Below are 12,536 nucleotides of genomic sequence, written 5' to 3'. Positions count from 1 at the left end.
AGAACCTATCGCTTTTCAGGGGTGCGCAACAAATAGCCGACACCCCGCTTGGTGTGAATCAGTGGCTCCCAATCATGCGGAGCATCCACCTTGCGGCGTAGATATGAAATATAGGATTCGACGATCGAGGCGTCACCGTTGAAGTCGTACTCCCATACGTGATCCAGAATCTGGGCTTTCGAAAGCACACGGTTCGGGTTCATCATGAGATAACGCAACAGCTTGAACTCGGTAGGGGAGAGGTCGATGGTCTCGCCACGGCGGCGAACCTCGTGCGCGTCATCATCAAGCTCAAGATCAGCCACCCTTAGGATCTCGTTCTCCATCTCAGGCTGGGTACGGCGCAACACGGCACGGATGCGGGCAACTACCTCATCCAGCGAGAACGGTTTGGTCACGTAGTCGTCACCACCGACCGTGAGCCCCGTGACTTTATCGCTCGTGTCATCACGCGCCGTCAAAAACACGACAGGGAAGTGCCGGCCTGTTTCACGTAGGCGACGCGTCACCTCGAAGCCATCAAGGTCAGGCAACATGACGTCCATGACCGCAAGGTCAGGTTCCTCGCGCTCTACCGCGGCGAGAGCCTCCTGGCCGGTGCCCGCCGCAACCACGTCAAAACCAGCGAAACGCAATGAGGTAGCAAGGAGCTCACGAATGTTTGGCTCGTCATCAACAACGAGCAACTTAGCTTCAGATGCGTTGGGTTTCATGGGCTTATTATGGCGCCGGAAGCTGGATGTTTGCTGAACGGTAGCAGGACGCCAGCCAGATGCTTGCTGGATGAAGAAGTGACCGCGTTAGGAATGCTGCAAGGAGTGAAGCGCGGCCGATGCTAGGGCGCTAGCGCATCGTTATTCTTCAGGATGTGAGTGCGCAACGCGGCGGTTCGCGCGGGAGCGTTCAACGGCACCCCACACAATCAGGATCATGACGCCAGCGAAAGCGGTAGGCAGGCCCCATAAACCAACCGCAGTGAAGTAACGGCCAAAGCCAAGACCTAAGAAGTAGTCGACCAAGATGCCGAGCAGAGCGAACAAGCTGACCACGCCGGCGATCGCCGTCATAACTAGGACGGCCGTCCACACTGGGCGGCTCGCTGTCTTCACATCGGCGGCTTGTTCGGGGGAATCCAGCGGTGCCTGAGCGTCCTCGGTGAATACTTCACCTGCGCCCTCGGCGGGGCTTTCGTGGCTAGAGTCTTGGCCAAAATTCTGCTGCGTCATCAGTGCAATGGTAGCGCTAAACGATGTCGTAGGCTTAAAAGTCAAGAACGTTGTGCACACGCGGCCATCCGGATCCCGTGTGACGCTAAGGAGGAAACGTGGCCCGTAAACCGAAACTCGATTCGGTGCTGGCGGAAGCCAAAACGCAGGCCCGCGACGCGTTGCTTGAACACGAGCCTGAAACGGTTGTGGGCGAACACCTGGAGGCGGTCGCGGAAGATTCCCGCGTGGTGACCCACTATTTTGAATGCACCCAGGACGGCTATGTGGGTTGGCGTTGGTACGTGACGTTGACCCGTCCACCCCGCGGGAAGACCCCCACCGTCAATGAGTCTGGCTTGGTTCCTGGCGACGGGGCTCTTTTGGCGCCGGATTGGGTTCCGTGGGAAGAACGGATGCGCGCGTATAAAGAGGAGCAAGCCGCTAAGCGGGAAGCCGAAGAGGCTGAAGAGCAAACGCGACACGGGGCTGAGGCCGATGAAGGCGCCAGCGAAACTGGAGACGACGCGGATGATGCTCCACGCCGCGCACACAGTGATGTGGCCGATGCGGAAGTTGAGGCAGAAGAAGACTCAGCTGCTGAAGACGCGACCGGCGATGCGGACGTTGAAGAAGACCTTACGGGCAAGGCAGCCGGTGGTGCTCCAGGGAACCGTGCGGCTCGTCGCGAAGCGTTGCAGCGTCGTCGCCGGCGCCGTCGCCGCCGTGGCCACCGGAGCAACAAGAAAAGCTAGGCACCAGGTTTTCGGTACCCGTGAACGGTAACGCGGGACACTGAACCAATAGCTGCAGTGTTAAACGTTGTTGGGACGAGGAAGATCCTCGCCCCAACAACGTTTAAATCCTAAAAAGGTTAGCTACCTCGGGTTAGCGGTTCTCCAGGATGAAGTCGATGGCTCGGGTGAGCTTACGGACATCCTCTGGCTCAACGTTGACGAACGTAGCGATACGCAGCTGGTTGCGTCCCAGCTTGCGGTACGGTTCCGTGTCAACAATGCCGTTGGCGCGCAGAGCCTTAGCGAGCCAGGCTGCGTCGACAGAATCATCGAAGTCGATGGTGCAGATCACCTGCGAACGGTCCTGAGCCCGTTCAACGAACGCGTTCGCGAGGCTGTGGGAATCAGCCCAGTCGTAGATGATCTGGCTTGACTCAGCGGTGCGGGCCGTAGCCCAATCCAAGCCGCCGTTCTCATTCATCCACTTCAGCTGAGCATCGAAAGACACCAACGTTGGAAGCGAAGGCGTGTTATAGGTCTGGTTCTTCGCCGAGTTATCCACGGCCGTCTTGAGGTTCAGGAACGCGGGAACCCAACGGCCAGACTCAGCGATCCGCTCCACACGATCGAGCGCGCGGGGCGACATGATCGCAACCCACAGGCCGCCATCGGAACCGAAGTTCTTCTGCAGCGAGAAGTAGTAGACGTCAGTTTCCTTGACATCCACCGGCAAGCCACCGGCCGCGGACGTGCCATCAACAAGCAGCAGCGCGTCCTCTGAGATCCCTGCCGGACGCTTCACTCCAGCCGCGGCACCAGTTGAGGTTTCGTTATGAGGCCACGCGTACACATCGGCGTCCGAGGCCTGAGCCTCCGGGACCGTACCGGGCTCCGACTCGATCACCTCAGAATCCTCCAGGAACGGCGCCGCCTGGGTAGCGGAAGCGAACTTGCCACCGAACTCCCCGAACACCAAATGCTGGGCCTTACGCTCAACCAAACCGAACACGGCGGCATCCCAAAACGCGGTAGCGCCACCGAGCCCCAACACCACCTGGTAGCCCTCAGGGATAGAGAAGAGCTGCGCGACACCCTCCTGGACCGACTTCACAAGGTTCTTCACCGGCGCCTGCCGGTGCGACGTCCCCAATAGGTCCTTATGATCAACAATGGCCTGAACCTGAGCATCACGCACCTTGGACGGGCCAGCGCCGAAACGGCCATCAACAGGAATCATGTCTGCAGGGATGCGGGGAAACTCGCTCACTCATACTCCTAGCTCGGGAACGTCAGTTTCGATTGGCAGCCGAAACCGTGTTCCTTCAGTCTCTCGCATCCCAGCTGGATTCCCCGGGTTCTGGTCAGCTTTATGACTCAGGCCGCTTCATGTCTCAGGCAGGTTGATCAGCGCCCGATGCGGTGTCCGGCTTGGTGACTTTATGTACAACAGCTAAAAGACCCCATAGCCCAGCGCTGAGGATTCCCAGGGTTGCTGTGGCCCAGTGAGGGACAGTCTCAGCGGCTGTGAGGACAAAACCAACCGCCAGCACCGAAAACACGGACGCGGCAACACCCACGGCAAAACCTCGTGTGGGGGAGTTGCGGGCAACCTCCGCTATGGCGAAGACTCCCGCCAACACTGCGCCGGCGGCGGCCGCCACGGCCACTAAAGGCAAGCCGTTCGCTCCAGTGAAAATGGAACCGAAAGCACAGCAGGCAGCGATGAAGATTTTCAGTCCGGTCGAATATTCCATCTCTTTCTCCACCTCCACACTGGGTTTAGTTCATTTAACGACATCGGAAACGAAAACGAAAGCACTGCTGGGAAGCGGAAACGGACTAGGGTTTAATACATGAGAGCCCCGCGGGGCCTGGTGGCGGGTTGGAGACGCTCACCATTGCCTGTGAGGTAACGCCACCACATGCGTGTGGGCAAACGTGTGTGGTGGGCTAATGCATAAGGAGCAGTTGCACGGCATGTCTGAACTCATCGATACAACAGAGATGTATCTGCGCACGGTTTTGGAACTTCAAGAAGAAGGCATCCCACCCATGCGTGCGCGCATCGCTGAACGTTTAGGCCACTCCGGCCCGACTGTGTCCCAAACCGTTGCCCGCATGGAACGCGACGGCCTCCTACTGCTGGACGAGCACCGGCATCTCACCTTCACCCCACTGGGCCGCGAACGCGCGATCTCCGTGATGCGTAAACACCGGCTCGCCGAACGGCTGTTAGCTGACGTGATCGGCCTTGACTGGGAATTCGTGCATGAAGAAGCGTGCCGTTGGGAGCACGTCATGAGTGACCGTGTGGAAGAACGCATCGCAGAAATCCTCGATGACCCATCCGTTTCCCCATACGGAATCCGCATCCCAGAAGCAACAGATCAAGGCGAGCCGCACATCTCAGGGACCAACCTGGAGAAAGCCGTCGCAGACTCCGGCACATATAAAGGGGAGGTCCTGGCGCTCGCCGAAACCCTCCAAGTTGACCCGGTCCTACTGGGACAACTGCGTGACGGCGGCATCAAACCGCAAGCACGCATCAGCGCAGACACCAAAGAGGATTACATTGTGGTGCGCGTCGATGGCGTGGAAGGTGCTTTAGAGCTTCCACCGGAAGTTTCAGCACACATTTTCGTAGCACAGTAGCTTCACAGCTCGCTGCTATAACGGCCGGGTAACGTCACACTTAATACTTCGGGTGATACCGGTCTGCTGGTGGCGAAGCGCTTGCATAAGCGTGGTCTAAATCGGCGCAGGCTTCCCGCTTTGTTATCAAATTGTAACTTTTGCCGAAAATCGTTACGATGATGAGCCAGGGGGAAGTCCTAAATTCACCCCCGCAAACCTCCTCAAGGGAAAAGGTGAGTGCTGCATGCATCAGCAGGCCATGCTGACGCCGACCAGGCGCCGGGCGCGCCGCGCAGCGATACCGGTTAAAAAAGCGCCCATCATGAAATCAAACGAGGCGCGCCGCTTCACAGGCTCGTCCCGCTACGGGTTCACCCCAAAGAGAGCCGCGCTGGAAGCATTCGAAGCGCGCGCACTGCAAGCCATGTTCGACGCTGAGGCGGAAGCTCCGCGCCCCGTCCGCGCCATGGCAGTCACCCGGGTGCACAGCACTCCCGCGCGGAACAGCAGCACGCCAACGCGCACTACTTCAGGCGCGCCAAAGCGCGTTACGCCAAGCACGCCAGAACGCGTCGCGCCTGGGCATCTCGCACGGCCCCGCGGCGCAGTACCTGCTGCATCGAACATCCGCGACTTTGAACCCCGCAGCGCACGCCGCTCTAAGAACGCACGCGCAGCCCGCAAGCTGAACGACTACAGCGGCGCAATCGGCAACATTCCGCAACGCGCCGCAGTGGCCGCAGCGTCCGCCGGCCTGGTCGCACTGTTGGTTATGCCAAACCACAGCGCACAGAAGAACAGTGAACTCAGCGTAGAGCGAACAGCGCAAACGCTTCCAAAGGTCGGTGACGTCACCGCACCGACCGTGCCGCAGACCTTCGCGCACGTACAGGCTCAGGCCGTGGCTCCGGAGACCCTGGCGGAAATCCTTGAAGCTGCCGGTGGTGCCAGCAACCTGACCACCGAACAGCGGCAGGGACTCTTGTCCCACCCTGTCAACCCAGTCCGCATCACGTCGCCATTCGGTAACCGCCCGGACCCATGGGGTAGCGGCCGCATCGTTGGCCACGTAGGTCAGGACTATGCGACCAGCTGCGGCCAGCCGGTATATGCAACCGGACCGGGAACCGTGGTTCAGGCTGAATCTGCAGGCCACTCTGGCATGCGCGTAACGATTGATCACGGTTACGGCCTTGAAACGGCGTACAGCCACAACACTTCCTTCAAGGTGAAGGTAGGCGACAAGGTGGATACCGGCGATGTGATCGCATTGGCCGGCAGCACAGGCAACTCAACGGCTTGCCACGTGCACTACGAAGTCATTGTCGACGGAGAATTCACTAACCCAGCCAGCTGGGTTGGCAGGCCAGAATAGGGCTCTTGTAGCCCTGTGATCACAAACCCGTGATCAAAATGTGACAATTCAATAACGATGCAGTATTGTTATGAAAGTCGGGTAGAGACATCGACTCGACAACAGCTCGGAGCCGAACACTGCCCCGGGCTTAAGCAAACCGAACACTCATAGGCAGTGGCGGGGGAACCAAACTTTGGGGCTAAGACGCTCCTAGGGGTAAAGCGGGAAACCGCCGAGAGACTCCCTCTCGAACCCGACAGCTCACTCCGCAGGCACAGGGAGAGGTAATTTAGAAGTGACCAAGCGTATTGACAAGGGACGCCACCGCGCGGCCGTATCCGCTAGCTCATTCGAGGTTCTTAGCCGTGCAGTTGCGTCCAACGCAGGTGCAATGGGTCGCCAGGCAGCAGTCGTTGCTGCAGCGAGCGGTCTCGTTGTAACCCTCGGCGTAACCGGCGCGAACGCCAGCAAGCAGGACGAAGCAGCAGCAACCCCTGAAGCGAACAAGACCCTCAACATCGAGCGCACCTCGGCTGTCAAGCCAGCTGACGTCGCTGCGGTCAAGGCACAGGGCAAGTCTGCTCCAGTCGCAACTGTCAAGGTAAAGGCAACCCCAGCCCCAGTTGTTGAGGAAGAAGCCCCAAGCACCGAAGAGACTCAGTCCTCGGCTAGCCAGGCCAACAACACTCAGGATTCGGCAAACCAGTCCCGTAACAGCCAGGCTGCATCCAACCAGACCTCGGCATCCCAGACTCGCGACGAGAACGGCCTGACTGAAGCTGACTACGCGGCACAGACCACCGCCAACGGCAGCACCGCAGCTCCAGCCGCACCAGCTCCTGCACCTAAGGCCACCAAGGCAGACGACTCGACCCCGAAGCCTTCCTCCGGCATCGCAGCAACCGCACTTTCCTACCAGGGTGCGCCATACGTTTGGGGCGGCAACACCCCAGCTGGCTGGGACTGCTCCGGCTTTGTCCGCTACGTCTACGCACAGCACGGCATCAACCTGCAGGGCCGCTCGACCCACGCGATGCTCGCATCCGGTCAGCTCAAGCGCGTATCCAACCCGCAGCCGGGCGACCTCGTATTCCAGAACGGCAACAACCACGTTGCTATCTACATCGGTAACGGCAAGGTCATCGGCGCCCAGAACCCTAAGGTTGGCACCGTGATTCGCCCAGCTAACTCGCCATACGGCCCACTCAGCGGCTACTACCGCGTAGGCTAAGAGGCTCAAGCTGAACGGCCCACGAAGCTATAACAGCGAAGGCCGTAACAATACCTAAACGAGAAGGGGCGGAACCTGAAAAAGGTTCCGTCCCTTCCGGCGTTTAAACCAAAAATCTAGGCGCTGCCCTCAACCGACGTTCACGTGCATCGAAGGTGAAGGTGGAGGGCTCGTCCCTAGCTGTTAACAATCCGTGGAAGAACATGCTCACGCAAAAGAGGAGCAATGCTCATATCTTCAAGCGCTTCGGCCGGATCCCGCCACGCGATCTCCGCGAGCTCCGCATCCGCACACACCGAGCCATCGACATCTTCGACATAATCAACATCAAACAAATAAGCTATCAATGGAGTATTTGCTTCATTCGCGGCCCAGCCTTGCCACACACCCCGGTGTGTAAACCTAGACTGGGGGAGGAACAAGCCGATCTCTTCGCTCAGCTCCCTAACTGCAGCCTCAACAGGTTGCTCGCCGGGTTCAGGCTTACCGCCAGGCTGCATCCACTTAGACGTACCCTTTTTACGAACTAAAAGGATCCGCCCGGACGTGTCAAGTACCCGGACGGCTGAAACAGTGATTGGCTTGTTAATAGAATCTTGATGTGTCGATGTCATATGAGTCGATGCCATGGCCACACGGGCATGAAGGAGAATGGTTTCTAATGAGTCCAGCGAACGGTCAGAGCCGCATTGCGGACTTTAACCAGGCTATGGTCCTAGCCGCCATCCGCGCTACCGACGAAGGTGTGTCGCGGGTAGAACTCGCAGAAAGCACAGGCTTATCCGCGCAAACCATCTCCAACGTGGTGCGCCGGCTCATCAATGACGGCTGGGCCCAAGAATCCGGCCGTGTGATCCACGGCCCGGGCAAGCCCCGCACCAAGCTACAGCTCGTACCGGACCGGTGCATCGCCGTCGGGATCCACGTAGATTTCTCCGCAGTCGAGTTGGTGCTCATCAACCTCCATGGTGAGGTCCTCACACAGCGCCGGGACCCTTTCGGGGAGAACTGGGCTTCCGTGGACGTGCAGGTGGCTGAAGTACAGCAGCACATTGCCGAAATGCTGGAGGCAACCGGCTTCGGGATGGACAAGCTACTCGGCGTGGGAATCGCATCCTCCGGTTACATCAACACAGAGACCGGCGTGATGTACCACCCGTACATCTGGGACGACGGTTACGCGATCGTTGAACCCCTCAAAGATGCACTCAACTGCCCGGTCTACCTCGTCCGAGACATGGTTGCCGCGACCGTAGCGGAGCGTTGGGTGGGGATCGGGCGTACAGATTCGCACTTCATGACCGTCTATGTTGGTGCAGGGCTCGGCGCCGGGTTCGTCTCTGACCACCACGTGGTGGTGGGACACCGCGGAAACGCCGGGGACTTCACCCACCTGGAAGTGCCATACACCCAAGAAGAGACCTGCCCTAAATGTGGGGCTAACAACTGCCTCTACATCAACCTTGAACCCCCAGCGTTGAAGCGGCTGTTCGCATCTGAAGGTGCCGAGCTGCCAGAGTTGGAAGGGATCCCACCGTATGCGGAAGCAGAGGTTCTGTTGGCGCAGATCACTGACGCCTCGAACGACTCGGAAGCCGTGAAACGTGTACGGGAGCACCTTTCAAAGCTGATCGGCGACTGCGTTGGCAAGATTGTAGGCCTGCTCGATCAAGACAAGGTAGTTGTTTCTGGGCCGCTGTGGGAACACGTCCGCAAAGACTACGGGGAAGGCGTAGCCGAACAAGTCCGATCCCGCGCCGAAGGCGTAGTCGGGGCGCCGGTTGAAGTTGTGCCGACCGAGCTCGGCCCAGGGATCGCCCCACTAGGTGCTGCTTGTGTAGTGCTCGATGCGGGACTCATGCCACGCTGCACGTTCACCGCAAAACGGTAAACAGGCAAACGCGCTGAGCGGTGCAAGCGGTTGCGGAATCGGTCGCGCCAACAGTCGCGCCACTTCTCAGTGCCGTTGTTGTCGGCGCTGCGACTATCTAGTGCCCCTGGCGGGATTCGAACCCACGGCCTTCCCTTTAGGAGAGGGACGCTCTATCCATCTGAGCTACAGAGGCTTACGTGTTCGTACGCATCGTGATGCACGGAAGCGACAACACGCCTTGTTCATTCTAGCGCCTACTGCGCGCCATCATAGTTCGGGTCATTCCAGCGTTTACGGAATTCGGTGATGAACCACACCACCGGCAGCACGATGACGCAGGCGGCGATGACGGCTAACAGTACCCAACGGATGAGGCCGATCACGGCGGTCGCGGTCACCAGTGTGGACCCTGTTGCTGAGAGCATTTCGTCGATCATGATGTGGCTTGCGATGCTGACCGGAATGAATGCGAGGCATGCCCAGATCAGTGTCTGCTTGAGGGCTTTGTTCGCAGGCCCCACGAGTGCCGCTACGGCGGCGCCTGCAGCAGCTGCGAAAACAGTGAACAGTGTGCCTGCTGCCATGTGTGCGCCCGAGAGCAACACGTGGTGGTCCTTGTTCATCGCAGAACGGATGCCATCCACGGTTGCCGTATCAAACCAGAACAAATGATCAGGTAGGACCACTCCGACAGCCTGATGCAGTTGCGGCAAGGTGTTCCCGTGGAAATACCACGTCAGTACGGCGGCGGCCACGACGAGCGCGATCACAAACGAACGCGGGCTCATGTTGTTGCGCGTGTCGTTGGGGTCAGCGCCATGAGGGCTGTGGTTCGCGGCAGAACGCTGGGGCACAGGGGCATTCTTACGGGCAGGGGAATGGCTCGGGCGACGACGTTTACGGGACATGCTTTCTATTATGGGCGACGCCGGGGGCGAAGGCTCAGTCCGCATCATTAGACTAGAAGCGCTATGGATGCCCTCTTCGATCCTTTCGGTTCCTCCCACTCCACCCGTTCCGCGCAACAGCCCGCGCAACGCGTATCGCCTGATGCGCTCGTGGACGGCCTGAATCCGCAACAAAAAGCCGCGGTCCTCCACCGGGGTGCGCCGCTGCTGATCGTGGCGGGCGCCGGCTCCGGGAAGACGCGCGTGCTGACCCACCGCATCGCGCACCTTCTCGCTACAGGTGAGGCACGCCCCGGTGAGATCCTCGCGATCACATTCACCAACAAGGCTGCAGCGGAGATGAGGGAGCGCGTCGGGCAGATCGTGGGGGAGCGGGCACAGAACATGTGGATCTCCACATTCCACTCCACAGCGGTGCGCATCCTGCGTAGGGAAGCCACGGCGTTGGGTATGAAGTCCAGCTTCAGCATCTATGACGCCCAGGATTCACTGCGGCTGATCACGATGATCGCTAAAGGCCTGGAACTGGACCCTAAACGGTTCGCGCCGAAGGCTCTACAGAACAAGATTTCCGCACTCAAGAACGAGCTCGTGGATCCAGAGGATTACGCGGGCATGATCCAGCAGAACAACCCGTTCGAAAAAGCGGTCTCCCAGGTTTATACCGAATACGCAGCGCGCCTCAAACAAGCCAACGCATTCGATTTCGATGACCTGCTGACACAACTGGTGTACCTGATGCGGGCGTTCCCCGAGATCCGTGATTCCTACCGCCGCCGGTTCCGCCACATCCTGGTCGATGAGTATCAGGACACCAACCACGCCCAGTACGCGTTCATCCGCGAACTCACCGCAGGCGAGTCCCCAGTTGAGGGCGCTGAACTGACCGTTGTGGGTGATACCGATCAGTCGATCTACGCGTTCCGCGGCGCCGACATCCGCAACATCCGGGACTTCGAAGAAGACTTCCCCGATGCGGTGACCATCAAACTGGAACAGAACTACCGCTCAACCCAGAACATCCTGGGTGCTGCGAACGCCGTGATCTCCCACAATTCACAACGGCAAGATAAATCCTTGTGGACCGCGTTGGGTGACGGCGAGAAAATCGTCGGCTACGTCGCCGAATCCGAACAAGCAGAGGCGAAGTTCATTGCCGATGAGATCCTGCGGCTCTCCGACGAAGACGGCATCCGCCCCGGCGACGTCGCGATCTTCTACCGCACCAACGCCCAATCCCGTTCGATCGAAGAACAACTCATGCGGGTAGACATCCGCTACACCGTAGTAGGCGGCACACGCTTCTATGACCGCAAAGAGATCCGCGACGCGATCGCCTACCTCCGGGTTCTGGTCAACACCGCAGACGACATATCGCTACGCCGCATCCTCAACGAACCGAAACGAGGAATCGGGGACCGCGCCGAAGGCGCTGTAGCGGCGCTCGCCGAACGCGACCGCATCCCATTCTGGGAGGCGCTCTTGCGGGCCGATGAAGCACCCGGGATAGCGACCCGCTCACTCAACCAGGTACGTGCCTTCACCGAGATGATGCAGCAACTCATCACCGTCGCGGAAGGCTCCGGCCCCACCGCCGCCCTCGAAGCGGTACTCGAACAGACCGGCTACCTGCACACCCTGCGGACCTCATCCGACCCGCAAGATGAATCCCGCGTAGAAAACCTCGCAGAACTCGTCGCCGTAGTGAGGGACTTCGAAAAGGAACACCCAGAAGACGGCCTCGCAGAGTTCCTCGAACAGGTCTCCCTGGTAGCCGACGCCGACTCGATCCCGGACCAACCCGACGACTCCGAAGGGGCCGCGCTCGCCGCCGCGGAAGGCCAGGTCACCCTCATGACCCTGCACACCGCGAAAGGCCTCGAATTCCCGGTTGTGTTCCTCACTGGGATGGAACACGGGATCTTCCCGCATCAGCGCTCCCTCACAGACCCCAAAGAGCTCGAAGAAGAACGCCGGCTCGCATACGTCGGCATCACCCGAGCCCGCCAGCGGCTCTATGTTACGCGCGCCGAATACCGTTCGATGTGGGGCCAAGCCCAATACAATCCGGCCAGCCAATTCCTCGAAGAAATCCCTGACGAACTCCTCGACTGGCAACGCGAAGGCACGACCCGCACGCCCGTCGGCGGAACCGGTTTCGCAACCAGCCGCTACAGCAACCGTTGGGGCTCCGACACCGCAAGCTGGGCAGTGCCAGGAGCCGGCCGCAACCGCGGCCGCATGAGTGGGGACCCAGAACCACACACCCTACGTACAGGCCCAGTGTCAAGCGGAAAACAAGCCGCGGTAGGCCCCTCCGTGACCAACTCCGGGCGGCCATACGAGCCGCGGGCCGCATCGGGCGCAAACCCCTCCGGCGACGGCGAAATCCTCGAACTCACGCCAGGCGAGAAGGTCATCCACGCGACCTTCGGAAACGGCACGGTCAAAGCCGTTGCGGGGCAAGGCCCTAAGACCGTGGCGACCGTAGTGTTCGACACCGCAGGAGAGAAACGACTCCTGCTGCGCTACGCGCCACTGAGCAAAGCCTAAGCCAGCGAAAACACCCTATTGTGAGGCGCATCACCACC

General features: G+C 59.7%; 12 protein-coding genes, 1 tRNA gene and 1 riboswitch. Of the genes, 6 read left to right on the top strand and 7 right to left on the bottom strand.

All coding sequences use genetic code 11. The features are described 5' to 3' along the window. Positions 1 to 5 precede the first annotated feature (5 nt). Positions 6 to 713, bottom strand: a complete 708-nt coding sequence (locus tag MHJ63_RS04170) for a response regulator transcription factor (protein ID WP_035754860.1) — start codon at positions 711 to 713, stop codon at positions 6 to 8. Between the two features lie 141 nt (positions 714 to 854). Next, positions 855 to 1,226: a hypothetical protein gene (locus MHJ63_RS04165; protein ID WP_035754862.1), complete on the bottom strand. Its 372-nt coding sequence runs from the start codon at positions 1,224 to 1,226 to the stop codon at positions 855 to 857. A gap of 98 nt (positions 1,227 to 1,324) precedes the next feature. Between MHJ63_RS04165 and MHJ63_RS04160 the strand changes: the two genes are divergently transcribed. Next, the gene (locus MHJ63_RS04160; RefSeq protein ID WP_052048268.1) at positions 1,325 to 1,960 is read left to right on the top strand and encodes a DUF3027 domain-containing protein; all 636 of its coding nucleotides are present in this window, start codon (positions 1,325 to 1,327) and stop codon (positions 1,958 to 1,960) included. Between the two features lie 133 nt (positions 1,961 to 2,093). On the opposite strand, the gene serC is transcribed toward MHJ63_RS04160, so the two are convergent. Both serC and MHJ63_RS04150 read right to left on the bottom strand, forming a co-directional pair. Further along, on the bottom strand, positions 2,094 to 3,179 hold the full coding sequence (serC, locus tag MHJ63_RS04155) for a phosphoserine transaminase (RefSeq protein WP_218078861.1): 1,086 nt from the start codon (positions 3,177 to 3,179) through the stop codon (positions 2,094 to 2,096). Between the two features lie 154 nt (positions 3,180 to 3,333). Continuing rightward, positions 3,334 to 3,696 carry a hypothetical protein gene (locus MHJ63_RS04150; RefSeq protein ID WP_035754866.1) on the bottom strand — a complete coding sequence of 121 codons (363 nt, stop codon included), beginning with the start codon at positions 3,694 to 3,696 and terminating at the stop codon, positions 3,334 to 3,336. A 223-nt stretch (positions 3,697 to 3,919) separates the two neighbouring features. Here MHJ63_RS04150 and MHJ63_RS04145 point away from each other — a divergent pair, with 223 nt between their 5' ends. The 3 genes from MHJ63_RS04145 to MHJ63_RS04135 all read left to right on the top strand — a co-directional run bounded on the left by MHJ63_RS04145 (position 3,920) and on the right by MHJ63_RS04135 (position 7,164). Beyond that, positions 3,920 to 4,594, top strand: a complete 675-nt coding sequence (locus MHJ63_RS04145; protein WP_035754968.1) for a metal-dependent transcriptional regulator — start codon at positions 3,920 to 3,922, stop codon at positions 4,592 to 4,594. A 304-nt stretch (positions 4,595 to 4,898) separates the two neighbouring features. After that, complete coding sequence (locus MHJ63_RS04140; RefSeq protein WP_176744714.1) at positions 4,899 to 5,951, top strand: M23 family metallopeptidase; 1,053 nt, start codon at positions 4,899 to 4,901, stop codon at positions 5,949 to 5,951. A 129-nt stretch (positions 5,952 to 6,080) separates the two neighbouring features. Further along, positions 6,081 to 6,222: riboswitch (cyclic di-AMP (ydaO/yuaA leader) on the top strand. Positions 6,223 to 6,228: 6 nt separating this feature from the next. After that, the gene (locus tag MHJ63_RS04135; RefSeq protein WP_035754868.1) at positions 6,229 to 7,164 is read left to right on the top strand and encodes a C40 family peptidase; all 936 of its coding nucleotides are present in this window, start codon (positions 6,229 to 6,231) and stop codon (positions 7,162 to 7,164) included. A gap of 176 nt (positions 7,165 to 7,340) precedes the next feature. Here the strand turns inward: MHJ63_RS04135 and MHJ63_RS04130 are convergent, their stop codons facing one another. Continuing rightward, positions 7,341 to 7,793, bottom strand: coding sequence for an NUDIX hydrolase (locus MHJ63_RS04130; RefSeq protein WP_232219245.1), 453 nt, complete (start codon positions 7,791 to 7,793; stop codon positions 7,341 to 7,343). A 32-nt stretch (positions 7,794 to 7,825) separates the two neighbouring features. Here MHJ63_RS04130 and MHJ63_RS04125 point away from each other — a divergent pair, with 32 nt between their 5' ends. After that, a complete protein-coding gene (locus MHJ63_RS04125; RefSeq protein ID WP_070507682.1) occupies positions 7,826 to 9,055 on the top strand; it encodes an ROK family transcriptional regulator in 1,230 nt (409 codons plus the stop codon). A 101-nt stretch (positions 9,056 to 9,156) separates the two neighbouring features. Here the strand turns inward: MHJ63_RS04125 and MHJ63_RS04120 are convergent. Further along, positions 9,157 to 9,230: transfer RNA gene (locus tag MHJ63_RS04120), tRNA-Arg, on the bottom strand. Positions 9,231 to 9,291: 61 nt separating this feature from the next. Then, positions 9,292 to 9,891 (bottom strand): hypothetical protein, encoded by a 600-nt coding sequence (locus MHJ63_RS04115; protein ID WP_070507680.1) that lies wholly within the window; start codon positions 9,889 to 9,891, stop codon positions 9,292 to 9,294. Positions 9,892 to 10,008: 117 nt separating this feature from the next. Between MHJ63_RS04115 and pcrA the strand changes: the two genes are divergently transcribed. After that, positions 10,009 to 12,498 carry a DNA helicase PcrA gene (gene pcrA, locus MHJ63_RS04110; RefSeq protein WP_239446240.1) on the top strand — a complete coding sequence of 830 codons (2,490 nt, stop codon included), beginning with the start codon at positions 10,009 to 10,011 and terminating at the stop codon, positions 12,496 to 12,498. The last annotated feature ends 38 nt before the right edge of the window (positions 12,499 to 12,536 follow it).

This window comes from Pseudoglutamicibacter albus (genome assembly GCF_022346425.1).
Lineage (GTDB): Bacteria > Actinomycetota > Actinomycetes > Actinomycetales > Micrococcaceae > Pseudoglutamicibacter > Pseudoglutamicibacter albus.
This window is presented reverse-complemented; position numbering and strand designations above follow the sequence as displayed.

Bases quoted from the DNA above. Each gene is read 5' to 3' on its own strand.
- MHJ63_RS04170 (WP_035754860.1), bottom strand. From the start codon at position 713: ATGAAACCCAACGCATCTGAAGCTAAGTTGCTCGTTGTTGATGACGAG.
- MHJ63_RS04165 (WP_035754862.1), bottom strand. From the start codon at position 1,226: ATGACGCAGCAGAATTTTGGCCAAGACTCTAGCCACGAAAGCCCCGCC.
- serC (WP_218078861.1), bottom strand. From the start codon at position 3,179: ATGATTCCTGTTGATGGCCGTTTCGGCGCTGGCCCGTCCAAGGTGCGT.
- MHJ63_RS04150 (WP_035754866.1), bottom strand. From the start codon at position 3,696: ATGGAATATTCGACCGGACTGAAAATCTTCATCGCTGCCTGCTGTGCT.
- MHJ63_RS04145 (WP_035754968.1), top strand. From the start codon at position 3,920: ATGTCTGAACTCATCGATACAACAGAGATGTATCTGCGCACGGTTTTG.
- MHJ63_RS04140 (WP_176744714.1), top strand. From the start codon at position 4,899: ATGAAATCAAACGAGGCGCGCCGCTTCACAGGCTCGTCCCGCTACGGG.
- MHJ63_RS04130 (WP_232219245.1), bottom strand. From the start codon at position 7,793: ATGGCATCGACTCATATGACATCGACACATCAAGATTCTATTAACAAG.
- MHJ63_RS04125 (WP_070507682.1), top strand. From the start codon at position 7,826: ATGAGTCCAGCGAACGGTCAGAGCCGCATTGCGGACTTTAACCAGGCT.
- pcrA (WP_239446240.1), top strand. From the start codon at position 10,009: ATGGATGCCCTCTTCGATCCTTTCGGTTCCTCCCACTCCACCCGTTCC.